This window comes from Castellaniella sp. S9 (assembly GCF_027257175.1).
GTDB lineage: Bacteria > Pseudomonadota > Gammaproteobacteria > Burkholderiales > Burkholderiaceae_B > Castellaniella.
Window position 1 is genome coordinate 81,802 of sequence record NZ_JAPFGD010000007.1, and the last position, 21,586, is coordinate 103,387.

Annotated in this window: 19 protein-coding genes; 4 read left to right on the plus strand and 15 right to left on the minus strand. The window is 66.6% G+C overall.

The window, feature by feature from the left end; all coding sequences use genetic code 11:
- Positions 1 to 61: 61 nt before the first annotated feature.
- Positions 62 to 862, plus strand: coding sequence for a hypothetical protein (locus tag OOZ48_RS12665; RefSeq protein ID WP_269498867.1), 801 nt, complete (start codon positions 62 to 64; stop codon positions 860 to 862).
- A 174-nt stretch (positions 863 to 1,036) separates the two neighbouring features.
- Here the strand turns inward: OOZ48_RS12665 and rpoH are convergent, their stop codons facing one another.
- From rpoH to OOZ48_RS12695, 6 genes are all read right to left on the minus strand, one after another.
- Positions 1,037 to 1,939, minus strand: coding sequence for an RNA polymerase sigma factor RpoH (gene rpoH / locus OOZ48_RS12670; RefSeq protein WP_269498869.1), 903 nt, complete (start codon positions 1,937 to 1,939; stop codon positions 1,037 to 1,039).
- Between the two features lie 124 nt (positions 1,940 to 2,063).
- A complete protein-coding gene (locus tag OOZ48_RS12675) occupies positions 2,064 to 2,948 on the minus strand; it encodes an aldose epimerase family protein (protein WP_269498871.1) in 885 nt (294 codons plus the stop codon).
- A 24-nt stretch (positions 2,949 to 2,972) separates the two neighbouring features.
- Complete coding sequence (locus OOZ48_RS12680; protein ID WP_442867585.1) at positions 2,973 to 3,911, minus strand: ABC transporter permease; 939 nt, start codon at positions 3,909 to 3,911, stop codon at positions 2,973 to 2,975.
- Positions 3,908 to 4,783 carry an ABC transporter permease gene (locus OOZ48_RS12685; protein ID WP_269498872.1) on the minus strand — a complete coding sequence of 292 codons (876 nt, stop codon included), beginning with the start codon at positions 4,781 to 4,783 and terminating at the stop codon, positions 3,908 to 3,910. The genes OOZ48_RS12680 and OOZ48_RS12685 overlap by 4 nt, the downstream gene beginning before the upstream one ends.
- Positions 4,780 to 5,859, minus strand: a complete 1,080-nt coding sequence (locus OOZ48_RS12690) for an ABC transporter ATP-binding protein (protein WP_269498874.1) — start codon at positions 5,857 to 5,859, stop codon at positions 4,780 to 4,782. The genes OOZ48_RS12685 and OOZ48_RS12690 overlap by 4 nt, the downstream gene beginning before the upstream one ends.
- An 82-nt stretch (positions 5,860 to 5,941) precedes the next feature.
- Complete coding sequence (locus OOZ48_RS12695; RefSeq protein ID WP_269498876.1) at positions 5,942 to 7,111, minus strand: ABC transporter substrate-binding protein; 1,170 nt, start codon at positions 7,109 to 7,111, stop codon at positions 5,942 to 5,944.
- Positions 7,112 to 7,430: 319 nt separating this feature from the next.
- Between OOZ48_RS12695 and OOZ48_RS12700 the strand changes: the two genes are divergently transcribed.
- A complete protein-coding gene (locus OOZ48_RS12700; protein WP_269498878.1) occupies positions 7,431 to 8,711 on the plus strand; it encodes a glucarate dehydratase family protein in 1,281 nt (426 codons plus the stop codon).
- Between the two features lie 76 nt (positions 8,712 to 8,787).
- Here OOZ48_RS12700 and garD read toward each other — a convergent pair whose 3' ends face one another.
- Complete coding sequence (gene garD / locus OOZ48_RS12705) at positions 8,788 to 10,299, minus strand: galactarate dehydratase (RefSeq protein WP_269499146.1); 1,512 nt, start codon at positions 10,297 to 10,299, stop codon at positions 8,788 to 8,790.
- Positions 10,300 to 10,620: 321 nt separating this feature from the next.
- Here garD and OOZ48_RS12710 point away from each other — a divergent pair, with 321 nt between their 5' ends.
- The gene (locus OOZ48_RS12710) at positions 10,621 to 11,364 is read left to right on the plus strand and encodes a FadR/GntR family transcriptional regulator (RefSeq protein WP_269498881.1); all 744 of its coding nucleotides are present in this window, start codon (positions 10,621 to 10,623) and stop codon (positions 11,362 to 11,364) included.
- Between the two features lie 287 nt (positions 11,365 to 11,651).
- Positions 11,652 to 12,563: a 5-dehydro-4-deoxyglucarate dehydratase gene (gene kdgD / locus OOZ48_RS12715; RefSeq protein ID WP_269498883.1), complete on the plus strand. Its 912-nt coding sequence runs from the start codon at positions 11,652 to 11,654 to the stop codon at positions 12,561 to 12,563.
- Between the two features lie 25 nt (positions 12,564 to 12,588).
- On the opposite strand, the gene OOZ48_RS12720 is transcribed toward kdgD, so the two are convergent.
- The 8 genes from OOZ48_RS12720 to OOZ48_RS12755 all read right to left on the minus strand — a co-directional run bounded on the left by OOZ48_RS12720 (position 12,589) and on the right by OOZ48_RS12755 (position 21,557).
- Positions 12,589 to 13,440 carry an endonuclease/exonuclease/phosphatase family protein gene (locus tag OOZ48_RS12720; protein WP_269498885.1) on the minus strand — a complete coding sequence of 284 codons (852 nt, stop codon included), beginning with the start codon at positions 13,438 to 13,440 and terminating at the stop codon, positions 12,589 to 12,591.
- A gap of 13 nt (positions 13,441 to 13,453) precedes the next feature.
- Positions 13,454 to 15,244 carry an aspartate--tRNA ligase gene (gene aspS / locus OOZ48_RS12725; protein ID WP_269498888.1) on the minus strand — a complete coding sequence of 597 codons (1,791 nt, stop codon included), beginning with the start codon at positions 15,242 to 15,244 and terminating at the stop codon, positions 13,454 to 13,456.
- Between the two features lie 35 nt (positions 15,245 to 15,279).
- Complete coding sequence (locus tag OOZ48_RS12730; RefSeq protein ID WP_269498889.1) at positions 15,280 to 15,933, minus strand: DUF502 domain-containing protein; 654 nt, start codon at positions 15,931 to 15,933, stop codon at positions 15,280 to 15,282.
- A gap of 22 nt (positions 15,934 to 15,955) precedes the next feature.
- Positions 15,956 to 16,243, minus strand: coding sequence for an FmdB family zinc ribbon protein (locus tag OOZ48_RS12735; protein WP_269498890.1), 288 nt, complete (start codon positions 16,241 to 16,243; stop codon positions 15,956 to 15,958).
- Positions 16,244 to 16,328: 85 nt separating this feature from the next.
- The gene (locus OOZ48_RS12740; protein ID WP_269498892.1) at positions 16,329 to 17,612 is read right to left on the minus strand and encodes a putative Na+/H+ antiporter; all 1,284 of its coding nucleotides are present in this window, start codon (positions 17,610 to 17,612) and stop codon (positions 16,329 to 16,331) included.
- A 67-nt stretch (positions 17,613 to 17,679) separates the two neighbouring features.
- Positions 17,680 to 19,299, minus strand: coding sequence for a GMC family oxidoreductase (locus tag OOZ48_RS12745; protein WP_269498894.1), 1,620 nt, complete (start codon positions 19,297 to 19,299; stop codon positions 17,680 to 17,682).
- A 97-nt stretch (positions 19,300 to 19,396) separates the two neighbouring features.
- Positions 19,397 to 20,362, minus strand: coding sequence for a 4-hydroxybenzoate octaprenyltransferase (gene ubiA / locus OOZ48_RS12750; RefSeq protein WP_269498896.1), 966 nt, complete (start codon positions 20,360 to 20,362; stop codon positions 19,397 to 19,399).
- Positions 20,352 to 21,557: an aminotransferase-like domain-containing protein gene (locus OOZ48_RS12755; RefSeq protein WP_269498899.1), complete on the minus strand. Its 1,206-nt coding sequence runs from the start codon at positions 21,555 to 21,557 to the stop codon at positions 20,352 to 20,354. Before OOZ48_RS12755 ends, ubiA begins: the two co-directional genes overlap by 11 nt.
- Positions 21,558 to 21,586: the final 29 nt, after the last annotated feature.

Genomic DNA, 21,586 nt, shown 5'->3' on the forward strand with positions numbered 1-21,586 from the left:
GGAAGGCTTGCCCGTGATTGGCGTACGATGGCGCTTCTGAATGAAGCTTGGATATGAAGTGATGTCGGCATCGCTGCTAACGGACGTTTCGATCGGCGCCCTGATCATCCGCATGATCGCGACGGCCTTCGTCGTGATCGCCGTCACCTGGTCGGTGGGCGCGTTCGGGCCGCGCATCGGCGGGGCACTGGCGGGTTTGCCGATCGTGCTCGGTCCCGGCTTTTATTTCCTCGGCGCCCAGGCTTCCGCGCCATTCATCGCCCAGGCCGCCACATACGCCCTGTTGTCGCTGTGCGCCACCCAGCTTTTTTTGCTGGCCTACCTGGCGGCGGCGTACCGGGCGAGGCCCTGGGCGGCCCTGGCCGGCGCCCTCGCCGTCTGGCTGCTGGCGGCGGCCCTGCTGCGCCTCCTGCCCGCCGAGGTCTGGCTGGCGGCGGGTCTGTTCGTCCTGACGACATGGGCCTGCTGGTCTCTCGGCGCACGCTTCCTGCCCCTGGTTCCCACGGCCAAGGGCAAGGTCGGCGGTACGGGCCTGCTGCTCCTGAGGGGTCTGCTGGCCGGCGTGCTGGTGGCCGCCGTGACCACCCTGAGCCAGCGGCTGGGGGCAGCCGGATCGGGGCTGCTGTTGGCCTTTCCGATCAGCTATACCGTGATCGCAGTGACGATCCACCAGCGCATCGGCAGCGCCGGCGCTCGCGATCACGCAGGGATCATGGCAGGCGGCGTTGGGAATCGCGCTCGCGGCATCGGTCGCCATCACGCTCTGGCTGGTCCAAGCCGCGGCCAGACCAAAAAAAAGGGATACCCATGCGGGTATCCCGTGAACATCCGCTTCGATAGGGAGGGGAAGAGGAGAAGCTGAAGCGGACGACAAGACCCTTGCAGCCCGTGGGGCCGCTGGTGAGTCCATGATGGATTAGTCCGCCCGCGGACCTGAAAGTTTCCGCCAGGGCCGCGCTGAAGTGCAAAAAATTATGACGTTGCTGAGATGCGCGTCAACGGGCCGGTCACCGGCCTGTTGGGTGCTCGTCGGCGGTCAGGCCGCCAGTGCCTCGTGCTGCTCGGCCAGTGCTGCGCGCAGTTTTTTGAATGCCGCGGCCTCGATCTGGCGCACGCGTTCGGCAGAAATGCCGTATTCCTCGGCCAGTTCGTGCAGCGTGGCGCCGCCCTCATCGCGCAGCCAGCGGGCGCGCACGATGCGCTGTGAACGCGGATCCAGGGACTCAATGGCCTGTTCCAGGCCGACCCCCTGGAGGGCGTCGCGATCCCGGCGAGCCAACACCTGGGTGGGCTCCTGCCCCTCGGCCGAGAGCCAGGAAATCGGCGTGAACGCATCCTCGTCGCCTTGGGGCGATTCGAGGGCGCAATCGCCGCCCGACAGACGGACCTCCATTTCGGAGACGTCCTCGGGACGCACCTTGAGTTCGCGGGCAATGTCGTCGACCTGACCCGGGGCCAGTGTCTGGCCGTCCGGGCGCATGCGGCGCAGGTTGAAGAACAGCTTGCGCTGCGCCTTGGTGGTGGCGACCTTGACCAGCCGCCAGTTGCGCACGACGTATTCATGGATCTCGGCACGGATCCAGTGGACCGCAAAAGACACCAGCCGCACGCCTCGGCTGGGGTCGAAGCGCCGCACGGCCTTCATCAGGCCGATGTTGCCCTCCTGGATGAGATCGGCATGCGCCAGGCCGTATCCCAGGTATTGCCGGGAGACGGACACGACCAGCCGCAAATGCGACATGACGAGTTGCCGGGCAGCGTCCAGGTCGTCCTGGTCGCGCAGGCGACGGCCCAGATCGGCTTCCTGCTCGGCGCTCAGCATCGGCAGGCGATTGACGGCACTGATATAGGCCTCGATCGTGCCCAACGCACCCGGATTGGAGATCGCCACGGCCAGGTTGGCCGGTGCGAGCGCCAGGGATTGCGAAGAATTGCTCATGTTCGGATAGTCCTCGAAGGGAGATTCCCAGAGATATGTTAGCACTCTATAGGGAGGAGTGCTAATCCCTGCCTGACATACCATGAGACCGCGTCGGCGCCGAAAAGTTTCCTTCCGCGGGGTCCTAGCGCATCCAGGCCAACGTCACCTGGGCCCTCATGACCCCGCCCGGTTCCAGGATCCGCCATCCGGTGCCCGCTGCGCCGGCAGCCGCCAGGTTGAAGGCGTTGCTGACGTGACTGACGGGCTCCACGCACAGATACCGTCCCCGAGGCGCATGCAGCACCGCCTGGTGCAGATCGGTGTCGATCCGCAGCCCCGGTCCCGCCTCCCACGCCAGCTCGCAGGTCCCGTCCCAATCCGCCAGATAGGCGGTCCAGGTGTCGGCCCCCCGGGCCCACGTGGTCTGCGTGTTCGGACGCGGACGCACGGCGATTTCCTCCTCGTGCTCCCAGAGGGTCGCGGCCCGCAGCCGAGCCTGCAAGGCGGTGAAATACGGGTGCAGGCCCAGGCCCGCCGGCATCGCCTCCGCCGACTGGTTGGTGAGCGCCAAGCCCACCGTCAGTCCCGACTCCGCCAGGCGGACCGCCTGATCCAGCCGCCACGCCCAGGGCCAGCCCGCGGCGCCCGGCGGATGCTCGTAGCGCATGTCCACATGGTTCCCACCGACCGTCAGCACATGCCAGCGGCCGGCTTGCGCATGACCGTGCAAGGGGTGTGCCTGGCCGGGATACCGATCCAGCCGCAGGACGCGTCCCCGCCAATGCAGGCGCCCGTCGCGGATGCGATTGGAAAAGGGCGCCAGGGGGAACATGCCGCCCTTGGGCCAGGCGTCCGCCGGCCAGCCGTCCGCCTGGACCGGCACCAGCCAGTCGCGCCGGCCGGCGGAGGTCTCGCTGGACAGGCTGAGGACGCGGCCGCCCGCATCGGGCGCCAGTACCGCCGAATGCGGCCCGCAATCCAGGCGGATGCGGGCCTCGGCCCGGGCATCCATCCAGCCCGGCATCATCCCCGGGCCGCTCCGCCGCCCGCCTCAGGCCTCACGCGGCGCCTCCTTGACGCGGCTCACGAGCTGGGTCGGGCTGACGTAACGCAGGGCGATCAGTACCCACACCAGCGTGATGGCCATGTAGATCATGGCCATGGCGTCGATCGCCTGCGGCGCCCGCACACCGGTCGAGAACACCGCGTAGTACAGCGCCACGACCAAGGTCTGTGAGGACGGCCCCGCGGTAAAGAACGTCAACTCGAACATGCCGATGGTGCGCACCAGGACCAGCAGCCCCGCCGCCAGCATGCCGGGCACCAGCAGCGGCAGCAGCACGTGGCGGAAGTACTGGGCCGTATTGGCGCCGAAGATGCGCGCCACGGACTCCAGTCCCGGATCGATCTGCTCGATGAAGGGCGTCATCACCAGGATCACAAAAGGCAGCGCGGGCACCAGGTTCGACAGGATCACGCCCGCCAGCGTCCCGCCGACGCCGATCTCGTACATGGCCGTGGCCATCGGAATGCCGTAAGTGACCGGCGGCACCATCATGGGCAGCAGGACCAGCAGCATGACCAGCCGCTTGCCCGGAAATCGCGCGCGCGCCAGCCCATAGGCCGCGGGTACGCCCAGGACGATGGACAGGACCACCACCGACACCACCACCTGGATGGTCACCCACAAGACATGGGCCAGCTGGAATTCGTCCCAGGCCCGGCCATACCACTGCAGCGTCACGCCTTCGGGCAAGGGCGTGCCGAACCAGCGCGTGGCCACCGAATTGACGGCCACCGTCGCGATCATGAACACCACATTCAGCAGGAAGAACCCCATCACGGACCAGATGGTGAAACGCCACACCCGGTTCCAGCCCTGCCCGCCCTTGAGGCTCGCCGCGCCGTTCGTCGTTTCTCGTGTCATTGCTTTCCCCTTGGCCGGCCCGCCGGCCGTCTCCCCCTCGAGGGTTTGCTCGAGCGCGCTCATCCCTTGCCTCCGGTCGTCGGGCCGCTGTAGAACGCCCGCCGGAAGGCGAACATCGCGCAGATGATCAGCAATTGGACGAAGCCCATGACGATGGCGATCGCCGAGGCCATCCCGTAGTCGTATTGCTCGAAGGCCGCCTCGTAGGCCGCGATTGAAATGACCCGTGTGGGCCCCGCCGGCGCGCCCAGCAGGATGGCGGACGGGAACACCGCGAAAGCCTGCACGAAGGACAACGCGGCCGCCATGGTGAGCCCCGGCACCAGCAAGGGAAAGTAGATCAGGCGGAACTGATTCCAGGAATTTGCACCCAGCGTGCCGGCCGCGCGCGCCAGCGTCGGATCGATGCCCGAGATATACGACAGCGTCAGCAGGAAGGCAAAGGGAAAGCCCGAAATGATCAGGGAGATCAGCACGCCCCAGAAGTTATGGGTCAGCCGGACCTCGTCCATGTACAAATGCAAGCCTTGCAGGGCCTGCGGGAACCAGCCCGAGGGGCCGTAGAACGTCAACATGCCGTCGGCGATCAGCACGGTGCCCAAGGTGATCGGGATCACCAGCAAGGTCGTGACGATACGCTGGGCGGGCGTGTTGCGGCGCAGCGCGAAGGCCACGGGCACGGACACCCCCACATTGATGATCGTGGCCGGAACCGCGAGCTTGAGCGTCACCCACAGGGTGCCCCACTGGGTGGGGTCGGTAAAAAAGTGCACATAGTTGTACCAGACGCTGGGATTGTCCAGCGGCTGGAAAGAGATCCCCACCCCGTAGAGAAAGGGATAGATGAACAGCGCCAGCAGCAGCAGGACCGCGGGCGCCACCAGCCAGCCGCGCCGGTCGCGCGGCGGCTTCAGAGTCAGCGCGCCTACGCTCATGCCGCCTCCGCATAGGCCAGGGCGCGCTCGGCGGGAATGCGCAGCCGGACCCGGTCGCCGGGGCTGGCCGCGCCGGGCAGGCGCACGTACAGGTCGCCCAGCGCCGAGGACACGAACAAGAGCGAATCGCGGCCGCCGAACTCGACGGTGCGCACGGTGGCCTCGAAGGTGTTGTCGTCGGCCTCGCCCGCCAGTTCGAAGTCGTCCGGACGCATGGCCACCGAGACTTCGGCCTGGCCGTCGGCGACGTCCAGCGCCTGTCCCGCGAGGCGTACGCCCGCGCGGTTCACGGTCAACCGTTCGCCCGCGCGGCCGACGACGCGAAACGGCAGGACATTGCGATAGCCCATGAAGCGCGCCACGTGCAGGTTGCGCGGCCGGCCATAGACCTCGCGCGGCGTACCGACCTGCTGCACGGTCCCGGCGCGCATCACCACGATGCGATCGGCCATCGACAAGGCCTCGTCCTGGTCGTGTGTCACGTAGATGGTGGCACGTTCGAGCTGGGTGTGGATCCGGCGGATCTCGGCCCGCATCTCGATGCGCAGCTTGGCATCCAGATTCGACAGGGGTTCGTCCATGAGGATGACCGGCGGCTCGATGACGATGGCGCGCGCGATGGCCACGCGCTGCTGCTGGCCGCCCGACAGCTGCCCGGGCAGCTTGTTCTCATGGCCGATCAACTGCACCAGCTGCAGGGCCTCGCGGGCGCGGCGCGCGATCTCGGCCTTGGGCACACGCCGCATGCGCAGGCCGAAGCCGACGTTCTGGAGCACGGTCATATGGGGGAACAAGGCATAGTTCTGGAAGACCATGCCAAAGCCGCGGCGCTCGGAGGGCAGCACGTCGATACGCGTCTCGTCCAGCCAGATCGCCCCCGAGGTCAGGGTCGTCAGGCCCGCCAGGCAGTTGAGCGCGGTCGATTTACCGCAACCCGAGGGGCCGAGCAGGGCAATGAATTCGCCGCGCCGGATGGTCAGGTCCAGGCCGCTCAGGGCGGCTACGGCGCCGCCCGAGGCCGTCTCGAAACTGCGGCCCACGGCGTCCAGGCGCAGCTGCTGGAAATTCTGGTTCATATTCTGTCGGTTCCATTGGTTTCGGGGCGCAGCCCCACGGCGCGGCACGGTCGGCAAGCCGCCCGCGCTGCGCCGGTGGCGCTTACTTCTTGAGCGCGCCGACTTCAGTGTCCCACTTGCGGAACGCCTCGACCATGGTCTTGGGATCCAGCGGCACCGCATGCGGGCGGCGGGCGATCAGCTCGGCGTACTCGGGACGGCCGAACTTCTCGATGATTTCCTGGCTTTCCTTGGGCGCGGCCGACAGCGGCACGTCGCGGATCGCCGGGCCGGGATAGAAGTAGCCGGCGTCATAGGTCATGGCCTGCTGCTTGGGCTGCATCATGTACTTGAGCAGCTTGAACAGGACCTGGCGCTTTTCCTCGGACACCCCCTTGGGAATCACCATGTAGTGCGCGTCGTTCACCCAGGTAAAGTTGTCGAAGGCCTGGATCTTGAACTCGGCCGGCACCACGCCCAGGGCGCGCGGATTGATATCCCAGCCGGTGACCGTCACCGTCATGTCGCGGCTGCCCTCGCCCAGTTCCTTCATGACGGCCCCGGTGCCGCCCGGATAGTAGGGCACGCACTCGTTGAGCTTCTTGAGGTAGTCCCAGGTCTTGTCCCAGCCATTGACCGGATCGTAGGGATCCTTGTCGCCCAGCAGATAGGGCAGGCCCATCAGGAAGGTGCGCCCCGGGCCGGAGTTCGCCGGGCGCGCATAGATGAACTTGTTCGGGTTCGCCTGGCACCAGGCCAGCAACTCGGCGGGCGTCTTGGGCGGATTGTCGACCTTGGCGGGGTTGTATTCCAGGAAGGGGCCGGCGGGCATGAAAGTGACCTCGAGCCCGTAGCCTTGCGCCAGCTCCTGCATGCGGGCCGGGCCGCGGTCATACTGGGTCAGGATGCCCTTGAACTCGGTCTCGTACTTGGGAAACAGCTGCAACCACAGGTCTTGTTCGATCCCGGCGGACAGGGCGTCGGTCCCGGTCAGGACCAGGTCGATGTCCGAGCGGCCGGCGTTCTGCATGGCCTTGATCTTGCCCGGCAGCTGGGGCGACGGCGCCTTGGTGAACGTGATGCGGCCCACCAGGTCGGGATTCTCATCGCGGAAGTTCTCCATGGCCTTCTGGGTGAGGGCCAGGTTCCCGGCCACGTCGACCACGTTGATGTCCACGGGCGCGGCCTGTGCGGTCGCCGCGGCGCATGCCACCGCCAGCGCGCTCGCCAAGGTGCGCAGCCGGCCGTGGCGGGCGCTCTTGAGTGCGTTCATGTGTCGTCTCCTTGCTCTTTCAGTAAGCGTTGTTGGATCGCGTGATTCTCGATGATTCCGCAGACCCGGGCGGGCCGGCGTCTTCATAAGTCATCATATAACTAAGGACCGGAATTTGACAATCGTCAATCATGCTTTTTCCTGGGATTCCCCCCACTCTCGCGGAATTCGATTATTTACTTATATTATTGAATAAAAAGGATATTTATTGAAATCTGAAAATTTTCTAGGTGAATTCCCTAGTAGCTGCGAGATAAGGGCTTCCCCTAAATTCGCTCATGTTATACGACAACATAAGTCAATTCATCGGGAAATTTCCATGAAACTCAAGACCATCAAGATCACCCCGATCGCCTTTCGCGATCCTCCACTGCTGAACGCGGCCGGGATCCACGAGCCGTTCGCATTGCGCACCATCATCGAACTCGAGAGCGACAACGGCACCATAGGACTGGGTGAAACCTACGGCGATGCGCCGGTCATCGAACTGCTGGAGGCCCTGCGCCCTGCACTGGCGGGCCTCGATCCCTTCGACCTCAATGGCCTGCGCACGCGCGTGCGCGCAGTCGTGTCCTCGACCCGGATCAGCGGCAATACGGAATACTTGCTGGCCCCCGGCACCGATCCCAAAAAGAACCTCCAGAAGCTCTATTCCGCGCTGGAAGTCGCGCTGCTGGACATGCAGGCCCGCTACCTGGGCATTCCCCTGGTCACGCTGCTGGGCGGGGCGGTGCGCGATGCCGTGCCGTTCAGCGCCTACCTGTTCTTCAAGTATGCCCGCCACATCGACACCGGCCCGGACTACCCGGACGACCCCTGGGGCGAGGCCGTGACGGCCGAGCAGCTTGTCGCGCAGGCGGCGACCATGATCGGCCGCTACGGCTTCCAAAGCATCAAGCTCAAGGGCGGCGTGCTGGAGCCCGACGTCGAGGTGGAATGCATCGAGGCGCTGCGCTCGCGGTTTCCCGACATGCCGTTACGCATCGACCCGAACGGCAATTGGTCGCTGCAGACCGCGCTGGACATGGGCAAGAAGCTCGACGGTCACCTGGAGTACTACGAGGACCCCAGCCCCACGATGGAGGACATGGCCGAATTGCACCGCGCGACCGGCCTGCCGCTGGCCACCAACATGGTCGTCACGGACCTCGAGCAGTTCCGCAAGAACGTGCACGTCAACGGGGCGCAAATCATCCTGTCCGACCACCATTATTGGGGCGGCCTGCGCGACACGCAGTTGCTGGCGCGCATGTGCGAGGTGTTCGGGCTGGGCCTGTCCATGCATTCCAATTCGCACCTGGGCATCAGCCTGATGGCCATGACCCACCTGGCCGCCAGCGTGCCCACGCTGAGCTATGCCTGCGACACCCACTACCCCTGGCTGGCCGACGACGAAGAACTCCTCGTCGGCGGCCGCATTCCCTTCGAGAACGGCGCGGTGCGCATCAGCGACGCCCCCGGGCTGGGAGTCGAGATCGACCAGGACGTGCTGGCGCGGCTGCACCGGCAATACCAGACCTGCGGCATCCGCACCCGCGACGACAGCGCGCAGATGCGCAAGTACCAGCCGGACTGGAGCGGCAAGCCGCCGCGTTTCTGAGGTGCCCGATCCCCCGGGGACCCTGCATGGCGCGGTGATCCCGGGCGGGATGCGAGCGCGCTGCGCATCGCCGCTTTCAGGTCACCGGCCCGGGATTGAACAACACCAGGTCGTTGGCGATGCCCCAGTGCTCGGCCCAGGTCCGGCGGCCGCTGGCCACGTCCAGGATCAAGCGAAAAACCTCCATGCCCACCTCCTCGATCGTGGCCTCGCCGGTGGCGATGCGCCCGGCATCGACGTCCATCAGGTCGTGCCAGCGCCGTGCCAGCTCGGTGCGCGTGGCGACCTTGATGACCGGCACTTCGGCCAGACCGTAGGGCGTGCCGCGGCCCGTGGTGAAGATGTGCACGTTCATGCCCGCGGCCAACTGCAAGGTGCCGCAGACGAAATCACCCGCCGGCGTGGCTGCGTAGACCAAACCCTTGCCCTCGACGCGTTCGCCCGGCCCGATCACGCTCTGGATGGGGCTGCTGCCGGACTTGACGATGGATCCCATCGCCTTTTCCACGATGTTCGACAGGCCCCCGCGCTTGTTGCCCGGCGTGGTGTTGGCGCTACGGTCGGCATGGCCGGCACGCAGGTACTGGTCGAACCAATCCATCTCGCGCACCAGCGCGCGGGCCACTTCGGGGGTGGCGGCACGCGCGGTCAACTGGCCGATCCCGTCGCGCACCTCGGTCACCTCCGAGAACATCACCGTGGCACCCGCGCGCACCAGCAGGTCCGCGGCGGCGCCCAGCGCGGGATTGGCGGTGACCCCCGAGAACGCATCACTGCCGCCGCATTGCATGCCCACGACCAATTCCGCAGCCGGGCACGTTTCGCGGCGCCGCCGGTCGAGGCGCCGCAAATGCTGGTCGGCGGTCTCGACGATGGAGTCGATCATGGCCTGGAAGCCGACATGCGCCTCGTCCTGCAGGCGTACCAGATCGGTATGGCCTGCTTCGTCGCGCCGGAAGCGCTCGGGCATCAGGCGCTCGGGCTGCAGTTTCTCGCAACCCAGGCTGACCAGCATCACCTCGCCGCCGAAGTTCGGATTGCGCGCGATATTGCGCAGGGTGCGCACCGGCACCGAAGCCCCCGGCGCATCGATGGCCACGCCACAGCCATAGCCATGGCGCAGCGCCACCACGCCGTCGACGTTCGGATAGCGAGGCAGCAGATCCTTGCGGATGCGCGCCAGGGCATACTCGACCACCCCGGACACGCATTGCACCGTGGTGGAGATGGCCAGGATGTTGCGCGTGCCCACCGAGCCGTCGGCGTTGCGATAACCCTCGAAGGTGTAGCCTTCCAGAGCCGGGCCCGCCGGACGCAATGCGGTGCCCACCGGCAGATCGTCCAGCCCCGGCGCCTCCGGCATGCGCATCACGGCTTCATAGACCCAGCTGCCGGCCGGCAGGTCGCGCGCGGCATAGCCGATGACCACCCCATAGCGCAGGATCGGCGCCCCCGCGGCGATATCGACCAGGGCGACCTTGTGCCCCTGCGGCACGTGCTCGCGCAGGACGAGCCCCGACTCGAAGCACGCGCCGGAGGGCAGGCCGCGATCATTGACGACGATGGCGACATTGTCGTCCTGGTGCATGCGGATATGGCGTGGAATCTTGATGAAGGCGCTGTCGACGGTCACGTCTGGAGTCCTGTTGTTATATGTCATCGTATAAATGAAAAGACGATTTCCGGCTGTTCAGTGGGCCCGGCAATCGTTGCGCAGAGGCGATTCATCTTACAACCACTGGGCTCTCGGGGCAATCAAGACCGCGCCGGAATCCCGTCCGGCACACGCCGATCAGAGCGAGCACAGGCGCCGTGCTGTTGTATCTAGCCCTCACGTCGTCATACGTCTTATTTTGAAAGAAAGGATGCAGTATGATGAATGTACGAGCCCGCCTGAAAAGAAAAGCCCATGACTCCGACACACGCCGCCATCCCCGAACGCCGCTCGCGCAACCTGACCAAGAACGTCGTTGCCGCGCTGTCCGAGCGCATCCGCAACGGCGAATTCCACGTCGGTGAAAAGCTCCCCACCGAATCCGAGCTGATGGAGGCCTTCGGCGTCAGCCGCACCGTCATCCGCGAGGCGATCTCGCGGCTGCAGGCGGCCGGCCTGGTCGAGACCCGGCACGGCATCGGCACTTTCCTGCTGGACCCCCAGAGCGAACAGCACCTGCGCATCAACGCCGAGAACATCCTCACGATGCTCGACCTCATGGCGATCCTGGAGCTGCGCATCAGCCTCGAGACCGAGGCCGCCGGCCTCGCCGCCCAGCGGCGCACCGAGGCGCACGTACAGCAGCTGCGCAGCATCCTCGACGAGTTCGCCCAGCATGTCCACAAGAAAACCGGCAACGCGGTCGTGTCCGACATCGCCTTCCACCTGTTGGTGGCCACGGCCACGGGCAACCGCTATTTCCACGACATCCTCAAGCAGCTGGGCAAAACCATCATCCCGCGCGCCCGCATCAATTCGGCCGCGCTCGCGGACAACGACCGCGACACCTATCTGAACCGCGTCCACCTCGAACACGAGGACATCTACAACGCCATCGCACGCAAGGACCCGGACGCCGCCCGCGCCGCCATGCGCACCCACCTGGCCAACAGCCGCGAGCGGCTGCGCAAGGCACAGGAGCTCGCCCGCAAGGGCTGATCCAGCGGCACCCCAGCCACCGCAAGGGATGCCGGCTGCACCCACCGGCCTTTTGGTGCTGTGCCCTGTTTAGTCATCATATGACTAACATGACTCTGGAGGCGCAGGCAAGAACGACGCTTGCACCGAGACCAATCCCTTTTAAACAGGGCTTTTGAAGGGATATCCCTCATTACGCCCAGGCTGCTTGTAGTTTCACGACTCATGTTATACGATAACATATAACTTTACACCCCAGACCTGGATGGCTGCGCGTGCCGCCGCCCCACTCCTTTAAGGAAAGCCCAATGTCCACCACCACGCCGCAGGAACTCAAGGACGTCCTTTCGGACGGCCTGATGTCTTTCCCCATCACCGATTTCCATGAGGACGGCAGCTTCGACGCCGACGGCTATCGCGCTCGCCTGGAATGGCTGGTTCCCTACGGCGCCCGCGCCCTGTTCGCCGCAGGCGGCACAGGCGAATACTTTTCGCTGACCCCCGAGGACTACACGCAGGTGGTGCACACCGCCGTGGACACCTGCAGGAACCACACCCCCATCCTGGCGGGCGCCGGCGGACCCACGCGGGTCGCCATCGACTACGCCCGCGAGGCCCAGCGCCTGGGCGCGGCCGGCGTGCTGCTGATGCCCCACTACATGACCGAGGCGCCCCAGGACGGCATCGCCGCGCACATCCGCGAGGTCTGCCAGGCGGTCGACATCGGCGTCATCGTCTACAACCGCGGCCAGTGCCGGCTCGAGGCGCATCGGCTGGTCCAGCTGGCGGACGAATGTCCCAACTTGATCGGCTTCAAGGACGGCGTGGGCGACATCGAGAACATGGTGCGGGTGCGCCGCCTGCTGGGCGACCGCCTGGCGTACCTGGGCGGTCTGCCGACGGCCGAAGTCTATGCGGCGGCCTATCGCGCACTGGGCGTGCCGGTGTATTCGTCGGCGGTGTTCAACTTCATTCCCGAGACCGCCATGGCGTTCTACGCGGCCCTGAAGGCCGGCGACGAGGCCACGACCAACGCACTGCTGGACAAATTCTTTCTGCCGTTCCTCGACATCCGCAACCGCAAGGCCGGCTACGCCGTCAGCATCGTCAAGGCAGGCGCCCGCATCGTCGGCCACCCCGGCGGCCCGGTGCGCCCCCCATTGCGGGACATGGACGAAGACGAGACCGAGGCGCTGCGCGCACTGATCGCGGCCCTATAGCCCGCCGTGCGCCCCACCGCCGGGCTCAAGGCAACTCGAGCTCGGCCATCAAGGGCGCGTGATCCGAGAGCTGTCGCCAGGGCGCGCCGTACAGGACGCGGGCACTGCGCACCGCAAAGCCTCGCTGATAGATACGGTCCAGGCGCAGCCAGGGGAATGCCGAGGGAAAGGTCCGCGGCGGCGGCGTCAGACGGGCGCCACCATTGAAACCGAGTTCGGGCGTGGGCATGCCGCCGCGCCCGACCACCCAGGGCAGTTGCGCGCGCAAGCGTGCGACGGTCCGCCGCAGGCGGTGGACTTCATCGCCGCCTTGCGGGGCCACCGCAAACACTTCGTACAGGCCCAACTGCCGCACGAACAAGGGCGCCAGGCGATTCCCCCAATCGTTGAAATCCCCGGCGATCAACAACGGTTCGTCGTCGGGCACCAGGCGCCCGATGCGCTCTACCAGGGCCTGTACCTGGCGCGAACGCCCGCGGGCCAACAGCCCCAGGTGGACCACGATGCAATGCACCGACTGGCCGTCGACCTCGACCACCCCATGCAGCAGGCCTCGCTGCTCCAGCCGGTGATCGGAAATATCCTGGTTTTCATACTGCAGGATGGGATAGCGCGACAGCAGGGCATTGCCGTGATCCGTGGCCGCGCGCACGGCATTGCAGCCGTAGGCGGCCTCCATGCGCAGCACCGCCGCCAGCGATTCGTGCTGGGCATCCAGGCTGCCACGCACCTGGTTGCGCCCCTGGACCTCCTGGAGGAACAGCAGATCGGGACGCAGCCCGTAGAGGCCCAGGCGCAGGTCCGAGAGCGACTCCCGGCCGCCCGTCGCCGAACGTCCCTTGTGGATGTTGTAGCTGACGACCCGGATGATCGACATGCCGGGCCCCGCCCTACTTGGCCTCCGCCTGACGCACGCGGATGTGCAGCTCCCGCAACTGCTTTTCATCCACGGCCGAGGGCGCATGGGTCAACAGGCATTGGGCGCGTTGCGTCTTCGGAAAGGCGATGACGTCGCGGATGGACTCGGCCCCGGACATCAGCGTCACCAGCCGGTCCAGGCCAAAGGCCAGCCCCCCATGAGGCGGCGCGCCGTACTGCAGCGCATCGAGCAGGAAGCCGAATTTCAGGCGCGCCTCGTCCTCGTCGATGTTCAGCGCCTTGAAGACCTTGCGCTGCACGTCGGCGCGGTGGATGCGCTCGGAGCCGCCGCCGATCTCCCAGCCATTGAGCACCATGTCGTAGGCACGCGCCAGGGCTTGGCCGGGATCGGTTTCCAGCAGATCCTCGTGCCCCGCCTTGGGGCAGGTGAAGGGGTGGTGCGCCGCCGTATAGCGGCCCTCGCCCTCGTCGTACTCGAACATGGGAAAATCGACGACCCACAGGGGCTGCCAGCCGGGCTCGAACAGGCCGTGTTCGCGGCCGAAATCGCTGAGGCCGAGCTTGACGCGCAGGGCGCCCAGGGCGTCGTTGACCACTTTGGTCCGATCGGCGCCGAAGAAGATCAGGTCGCCGTCGGCCGCGCCGGTGCGCTCGATCAGGGCGCGCAGCGCATCGACGTGGATATTCTTGACGATGGGCGACTGCAGCCCCTCGGGCACCGAGGCGGCGTCGTTGACCTTGATATAGGCCAAGCCGCGTGCGCCATAGATGCCGACGAACTTGGTATAGGCGTCGATCTCGCTGCGCGGCAGGCTGCCGCCGCCGGGCACGCGCAGGGCCACGACACGGCTTGCCGGATCGTTGGCGGGTCCGGAAAACACCTTGAAGTCCACGTCGCGCATCAGATCGCCCACGTCGACGAATTCGAGCTTGACCCGCAAGTCGGGCTTGTCCGAGCCGAAGCGGCGCATGGCCTCGCTCCAGCTCATGGCGGGGAAGGGATCGGGCAGCTCGACGCCCTGCACCTCGCGGAACACCTCGCGCACCATGCCCTCGAAGATCTCGCGGATCTGAGCCTCGTCCAGGAAGGAGGTCTCACAATCGATCTGGGTGAACTCGGGCTGCCGGTCGGCGCGCAGGTCCTCGTCGCGGAAGCACTTGGTGATCTGGTAATAGCGGTCGAAGCCCGAGACCATCAGCATCTGCTTGAAGAGCTGCGGCGATTGCGGCAGCGCAAAAAATTCCCCGGGATTCACCCGCGAAGGCACCAGGTAGTCGCGGGCGCCCTCGGGCGTGCTGCGCGTGAGCATCGGCGTCTCGATGTCGATGAAGCCCAGGGCGTCCAGGTACTTGCGCACCGACATCGACACCCGATGGCGCAGCAGCAGGTTGCGCTGCATCTGGGGGCGGCGCAGGTCCAGCACCCGATGGGTCAGCCGGGTGGTCTCGGACAGGTTGTCATCGTCCAGCTGGAAGGGAGGCGTCACCGAGGTGTTGAGGATCTCGATCTCGCGGCAGAGGATCTCGATCTCGCCGGAATGCAGGTCGGGATTGGCGGTGCCCTCGGGCCGCAGCCGCACCAGGCCCGTCACCCGCAGGCAGTACTCGTTGCGGATGCGCTCGGCGGTGGCAAAGGTCTCGCGATTGTCGGGATCGACGACGATCTGGGCCAGGCCCGCGCGGTCGCGCAGGTCGATGAAGATCACGCCGCCGTGGTCCCGGCGGCGATGCACCCAACCGTACAGGGTCACGGTCTGGTCGAGGTGGGCTCTGGAAACCTCGCCCGTATAGCAAGTGCGCATCAAGGATGACTCCGTAGATTTTGAATGATCGAAGGTCAGGACTGCGGCGGCGCCTCGGCCGGCTCGACGGCCGGCAGGCCCATTTGCGTCGGCGGCGGGGGATAGGCCGGTGCCACCACGCCCATCGAGATGATGTGCTTGAGTGCGGCCTCGACCGACATCTCGAGCACACGCACGTCGGCGCGCGGCAGCATCAGGAAGAACCCCGACGTCGGGTTCGGCGTCGTGGGCACGTAGACGCTGACGTGGTCCTCGCCCAGCATGCCCGCCACCTCGTCGCAGGGCACGCCCGTGAGAAAGCCGATGGTCCACAGGCCCTGCCGCGGATACTGCACCAACACCGCCTCGCGAAAGGCCTGGCCATTGGGTGCGAACATCGTGTCGCTGACCTGTTTGACGGCATTATAAATGGAGCGCACCAGGGGAATCCGCCCCAGCAGGCGCTCCCAGCGGTCCAGCAGCGCGCGGCCGATGAAGTTGGCGCACAGCACCCCCGTCAGCAGGATCACCCCCAGCACCAGGACGAACTGGAAGCCGGGTATGTGCATGCCGAACAGGGCCTGCGGCGACAGGAACGCCGGCACCAGACCCTCGAGGGTCTCGACCAACATGGCCAGCACCCAGAACGTGGCGATCAGGGGTATCCAGATCAGCAGGCCGGTGACGAAGTAACGCTTGAAGAAACGCATGGGCGCGAAGCCGGTGGCGCGATCAGCCAGGAGAGGCGGGCGCGGACGTCCCTGAGGGCGTCGGAGTGGATGTAGCGGCCGCGGACGATTCGGCCGCCGGCGCGGACTGCGCGGGTTCGGCCGGCCGCTTGCCGCGGAAATCGGTCTCGTACCAGCCCGAGCCCTTGAGGCGGAATCCCGCGGCGGTCACCTGTTTTTCATAGGTGTCGCGCCCGCATTCCGGGCAGCTCGTCAACAAAGGATCGGAGAGTTTCTGCAGCACATCCTGCGCGTGGCCGCAGGCGCTGCAACGATAGGCATAAATAGGCACAACGCATTCCCGTAGGCTTGTTCCACCGGGATTTTAGCCCCTTTTTGCCTGAGGCCGTCCCCAGGCAAAAAGGGTCCGCCCACCCTCAGCTGAAGGAGTTGGGCAGCAGGAACATGCACGCCGCCACCAGCGTGGGGATGCTGGCTGCCCCCAGCAGCCGCAACGGCGAGATCGATCCGTCAGAAAAGCAGCCCTTGAGGATGGAGAAGCCCGCCGGGTTGGGCGCATTGGCGATGACCGTCAAGCCGCCGCCGGTCACCGCGCCGGCGACCAGCATGTAGCGCCACAGATCGCCCGTGCCCTCGACCAGCGATCCCAGATAGGTCAATGCCGCATTGTCCGTGATCGCCGTCAGCACCATCGCACCCACATACAGCACGAAGGGGGACAGGCCCGCCAGCAGATCCTGCAGCCACCACTGCTGCAGCCCCCCCAACACCACCAGCCCCGCCAGGAAGAAGCCCACCATGAAGCCCTCGCGGATCAGCAGAGGCGACTGGTGGCGCTTGTAGGCATGCGCAAAGCCGATGAACAGCACCAGCAGCCCGAGGAAGATCTTGATGTGGTGGGCCGACAGCACGATGGCCAGCATGAACAGCACATGCACGGCCATGACCACCGCCGGCACGGGCGGGCGCGTTTGTTCGGGCGTGCCCTCGGGCCGCCCGCCGATGCTGCCGTCCAGCAGGAAGGGCCGGCAGATCCAGGTCAGAGCCAGGCTGTTGATGAGGACCGCCAGCACGGCGCGCCAGCCGAAATGGGTGGCCATGAAGGCGGAGTCCCAACCGAAGGTATGGGCGACCATCAACACGGGGGGCGCCGCGTAGGCGGTCAGCACGCCGCCGATCGAGATATTGACGAACAACACGCCGATGGCGAGGTACTTGAAGCCGTCCTGGCCCGGGCGGCGGAAATAGGCATCGCGCAGCAACAGCGCGGCCAGGGTCATGGCGGCCGGTTCGGTCACCAGAGAACCCGCCAGCGGGACGAGGAACATGATGACGAAGAACTGCGCCAGCTCGCGGCGCACCGGCAGCATTCCCGCCAAACCATGGACGCAGATTTTGACCAGTTCGATGATGGGCCGGCTGGCGGCCACCACCATGATGACGAACACGAAGGCCGGCTCGGTGAAATTGCGGGTATCGAGGTACTCGACCGCGTCCTGGACGCTCACGGTCATGGACATCCAGACGAACAGCGCGCAGGCCCAGACCCCGAATACCGCCTCCACCTCGGACAGCATGTGCCACAGGCCCGCATGCGTGCCGCCGCGATTGGCCATCCGCGCAAACACCGGCACGGAAAACGTGTGGATGACGGCAAGCGCGAACAATGCGGTCGCCACGACCTCGATATGACTGGGCATCAAAAAACCTCGTGAACGAAACTGGTGAACGAATCAGACATTCCTTGGGACCTCAAGCACGAGCCTCTCATCCCGTGCCGACGGACGCCAGGATCATCCGGGCCCCCTTTTCCGCGATCATGATGGTGGGGGAATTGGTGTTTCCCGACGTGATCGTCGGCATGACGGAGGCATCGACCACCCGCAATCCCTCGATGCCGTGTACACGCAGGGCCGGGTCGACCACCGCCATCGGATCGACGCCCATTTTACAAGTCCCGACGGGATGGAAAATGGTGGTGCCGATATCCGCCGCGGCGGCCTCCAGGTCCTCTTGGGATTGCACGGCGGCACCAGGCTTGTATTCCTCGGGCGTGTAGCGTGCCATGGCCTGCTGCGACATGATACGCCGCGTCAGGCGCAGGCTGTCGGCCGCGACCGCGCGGTCCTCGGGAGTCTGCAAGTAGTTGCACAGGATCGCCGGCGCCTCGGCCACATTGGGCGAGGTGATGCGCACGTGGCCGCGGCTGGTGGGGCGCAAATTGCAGACCGAGGCGGTGATCGCTGGAAAGGTGTGCAGGGGATCGCCGAACTTGTCCAGCGACAGGGGCTGCACGTGGTATTCGAGGTTGGCGCGGTCCTGATCGGGGTCGGAGCGCGCGAAGGCTCCGAGCTGGGAAGGCGCCATCGACAGCGGGCCGCTGCGCCACAAGGCGTATTGCGCCCCCATCCAGCCCTTGCCCATCCAGGAATTCGATAGCGTATTGAGGGTGCGCGCGCCGCGGACCCGAAAGATCATGCGCAGCTGGAGGTGATCCTGGAGGTTCTCGCCCACCCCCGGCAGGTCATGCACCACGGGGATGCCCAGCGCGTGCAGGCGGGGGCCCGGCCCGATCCCCGAGACCTGCAGCAGCTGGGCCGAGCCGATCGAGCCGCCGGCCAGAATCAGCTCGCGGCGTGCGCGCGCCGTCCGCTGGACGCCGTCCTGGACGAACACGACCCCGGTGGCGCGCCGCCCCGAAAACGTGAGGCGCTCGGCGCGCGCGCCCGTCAGCACGGTCAGCGTCGTGCGCGACTCGACCGGGCGCAGGAAGGCCCTGGCGGCGCTCCAGCGCACGCCGCGCCGCTGGTTGACCTCGAAGTAATTGCAGCCCTCGTTGTCGCCGCGATTGAAATCATCGATGCGCGGGATACCCGCCTGCGCCGCCGCCTCGCGGAAAGCGTCGAGGACGTCCCAGCGCAGGCGCTGGGGCTCGACACGCCAAGTCCCGCTGGCGCCGTGGAACGGGGTCTCGCCGCCGTGATGGTCCTCGACGTCGCGAAACAGCGGCAGCACCTCGTCCCAGGACCAGCCCGTGTTGCCCATGGCCGCCCAGCCGTCATAGTCGGCGGCCTGCCCGCGCAGGTAGAGCATGCCGTTGATCGACGAGGAACCGCCCAGGACCCGGCCACGCGGGTACCCCAGCGAACGATAGTTCAGGCCGGGATCTGGCTGTGTGTGATAGCACCAGTCGCTGCGGGGATTGCCGATGCAGTACAGATAGCCGACGGGAATGCGGAACCAGCGCCAGTCGTCGCGGCCGCCGGCCTCGAGCAGCAGCACGCGATGATCGCGCGACAGGCGATTGGCCAGCAGGCAGCCGGCGGAGCCGGCGCCGACCACGACATAATCGAATTCCAGCTCTGTGGCTGCGGACCCTTGGGCCATGCATGTCTCCCGGCCGGGCGCCCCGTCGTCGGGCCTCGACACATTTTTCTAGTGCGTTCATTCTAGCCGCATTCGTTTGCAGGCCGCACGATTGCCCTCAGCCCGCCGGCAATACCGTCCCCGCGAGGGCCGCGACGATCAGCAATACGCCGACCTGCATATTGGAGCGGAACAGCTTGAGGCTGCCCTCGGGGCGATGGACGTCGAATGTCTTGACCTGCCAGGCCAGGTGCACGGCGATCCCGGCCATCACCAGGTGATAGGGCCAGGCCAGGCCCATGCCCGCGCCCGCCGCGAACCAGAGCGCGACGGCAACGGCGTACAGCAGCCCGATCCAGAACCTGCCCCGGTCGCCGAAACGCATGGCCGCCGAACGCAGGCCCAGCATGCGATCGTCGCGCATGTCGATGTAGGCATAGATGGCGTCATAGCCCACTTGCCACACCACCGCGCCCACCCACATGGCCACGGCGGTCCAGGGTACGACGTCGCGGGTATCGGACCAGGCCATCAGCATGCCCCAGTTGAAGGCGATGCCCAGCACCACTTGCGGCCAGTACGTGTAGCGCTTGCACAGCGGATAGATCACCACCAGCGGAACCAGCGCCAGGGCCAGCCAACGGCTCATGCTGTTGATCGCCAGCAGCAGGGTCGCCGCCACCAGCAACTGCGCGAACGCGAACCACAAGGCGGCCCGCAGCGTGAGCTGGCCGCTGGTCAGGGGCCGAAAGCGCGTGCGCTCGACACGATGGTCGAAGTTCCGGTCGAAAATATCGTTGAACGTGCAGCCGACCCCGCGCATCAGCAAGGCGCCCAAGGAAAAAATGAAGACCCGCCAGAGCGTCGGCCAACCGTCGGCGGCCTGCACCAGCGCCGCCAGCGCGGGCAACAGCGTCAGCCAGGTGCCCACCGGCCGATCCAGCCGGCACAGCCGGGCATACGGCCCCCAGGCAGCCGGCAGCCAGCGCGCCACCCAGTCGTCGTGGCGCATGTCCGACAGGTCGGGGCGGCGGCCCGGGCCGGGCCGGGCCGCCGACGCGGGATCGGCCGTATCAGGCCGCATCGGCATGGCGGATGAGATCGCCCAGCACGGCGATGCCGGCGCGGATGCTCGGCTCGGGCACCGTCACGAAGCTCAGGCGCAGGGTGTTGGCCCATGGCGCCACCCCGGCAAAGAAAGGCGCCCCCGGCACGAACGCCACGTTGCGCGCCACGGCCTGCTGCAGCAGCCGCCCGGCATCGACACCGGAGGCGAGAGTCACCCAGATGAACATGCCGCCCTCGGGCTGCGTCCAGCGCGCCGTGTCGGGGAAATGCGCGCGCATGGCCTCGAGCATGTAGCCGCACTGCCTGCGATACAGCTCGCGCACCCGGGGCAGATGTTCGTCCAGGAAACCGCTACGCACGGTTTCGTAGACGGCCATCTGCGTCAGCGTGGCGGTATGCAAGTCCGTGGCCTGCTTGATCTGGACGAGCTTGGCGATGATCTCGCGCGGCGCCACCACATATCCCAGGCGCAGGCCGGGCGCCAATACCTTGGAGAAGGACCCCAGGCGGATCACGGTGGCGCCGGCGGCACGGCCCAGGCCCAGCAGGCTGGGCAGCGCCTCGCCGACATAGCGCAGTTCCCCGTACGGATCGTCCTCGATGACGGGCAGGCCCAGTTGGGCGCAGCGCTGGACGAGCGCCACGCGGCGCGGCAGGTCCAGCGTCAGCCCGGTGGGGTTCTGGAAGTTCGGCAATACATAGACGAAACGCGCGCCGGCCGCCAGGCTTTCATCGATGGCCTCGGGGATCAGGCCGCCCTCGTCGGTCGGCACCGCGGCGAACTCGGGTCCGCACAGCGAGAACGACTGCAAGGCGCCCAGGTAGCTGGGCGCCTCGACCAGCACGCGCGAGCCCGGGTCGATGAACAGCTTGCCGAGCATGTCCAGGGCCTGCTGCGACCCCGACACGATCAGCACCTCGTCGGGCTCGACCTGGGCGCCATGGCGGCGCATGTCCTCGGCCACCCAGGCCCGCAAGGGCGCATAGCCCTCGGTGGGGCCGTATTGCAGGGCGGCGGCGCCGGCGGTGTCGAGCACATGGTCGAAGGCCGCCCGCATCCGGGCGATCGGAAACCCTTGCGGCGACGGCAGGCCACCCGCGAACGAGATGATCTCCGGCCGCTCGGTGACCTTGAGGATCTCGCGGATCGTCGAGCTGGTGAGCTGTTGTGCGCGTTGGGAAAACACGTACGGGCGTGCGGGCATGTCCATTCTGAATGCGGATCCGGTTTGCGCTATCC

What these genes read in the sequence shown, in the direction of transcription:
- OOZ48_RS12665 (WP_269498867.1), top strand. Translation starts at nt 62, where the DNA reads ATGTCGGCATCGCTGCTAACGGACGTTTCGATCGGCGCCCTGATCATC.
- rpoH (WP_269498869.1), bottom strand. Translation starts at nt 1,939, where the DNA reads ATGAGCAATTCTTCGCAATCCCTGGCGCTCGCACCGGCCAACCTGGCC.
- OOZ48_RS12675 (WP_269498871.1), bottom strand. Translation starts at nt 2,948, where the DNA reads ATGATGCCGGGCTGGATGGATGCCCGGGCCGAGGCCCGCATCCGCCTG.
- OOZ48_RS12680 (WP_442867585.1), bottom strand. Translation starts at nt 3,911, where the DNA reads ATGAGCGCGCTCGAGCAAACCCTCGAGGGGGAGACGGCCGGCGGGCCG.
- OOZ48_RS12685 (WP_269498872.1), bottom strand. Translation starts at nt 4,783, where the DNA reads ATGAGCGTAGGCGCGCTGACTCTGAAGCCGCCGCGCGACCGGCGCGGC.
- OOZ48_RS12690 (WP_269498874.1), bottom strand. Translation starts at nt 5,859, where the DNA reads ATGAACCAGAATTTCCAGCAGCTGCGCCTGGACGCCGTGGGCCGCAGT.
- OOZ48_RS12695 (WP_269498876.1), bottom strand. Translation starts at nt 7,111, where the DNA reads ATGAACGCACTCAAGAGCGCCCGCCACGGCCGGCTGCGCACCTTGGCG.
- OOZ48_RS12700 (WP_269498878.1), top strand. Translation starts at nt 7,431, where the DNA reads ATGAAACTCAAGACCATCAAGATCACCCCGATCGCCTTTCGCGATCCT.
- garD (WP_269499146.1), bottom strand. Translation starts at nt 10,299, where the DNA reads ATGCACCAGGACGACAATGTCGCCATCGTCGTCAATGATCGCGGCCTG.
- OOZ48_RS12710 (WP_269498881.1), top strand. Translation starts at nt 10,621, where the DNA reads ATGACTCCGACACACGCCGCCATCCCCGAACGCCGCTCGCGCAACCTG.
- kdgD (WP_269498883.1), top strand. Translation starts at nt 11,652, where the DNA reads ATGTCCACCACCACGCCGCAGGAACTCAAGGACGTCCTTTCGGACGGC.
- OOZ48_RS12720 (WP_269498885.1), bottom strand. Translation starts at nt 13,440, where the DNA reads ATGTCGATCATCCGGGTCGTCAGCTACAACATCCACAAGGGACGTTCG.
- aspS (WP_269498888.1), bottom strand. Translation starts at nt 15,244, where the DNA reads ATGCGCACTTGCTATACGGGCGAGGTTTCCAGAGCCCACCTCGACCAG.
- OOZ48_RS12730 (WP_269498889.1), bottom strand. Translation starts at nt 15,933, where the DNA reads ATGCGTTTCTTCAAGCGTTACTTCGTCACCGGCCTGCTGATCTGGATA.
- OOZ48_RS12740 (WP_269498892.1), bottom strand. Translation starts at nt 17,612, where the DNA reads ATGCCCAGTCATATCGAGGTCGTGGCGACCGCATTGTTCGCGCTTGCC.
- OOZ48_RS12745 (WP_269498894.1), bottom strand. Translation starts at nt 19,299, where the DNA reads ATGGCCCAAGGGTCCGCAGCCACAGAGCTGGAATTCGATTATGTCGTG.
- ubiA (WP_269498896.1), bottom strand. Translation starts at nt 20,362, where the DNA reads ATGCGGCCTGATACGGCCGATCCCGCGTCGGCGGCCCGGCCCGGCCCG.
- OOZ48_RS12755 (WP_269498899.1), bottom strand. Translation starts at nt 21,557, where the DNA reads ATGGACATGCCCGCACGCCCGTACGTGTTTTCCCAACGCGCACAACAG.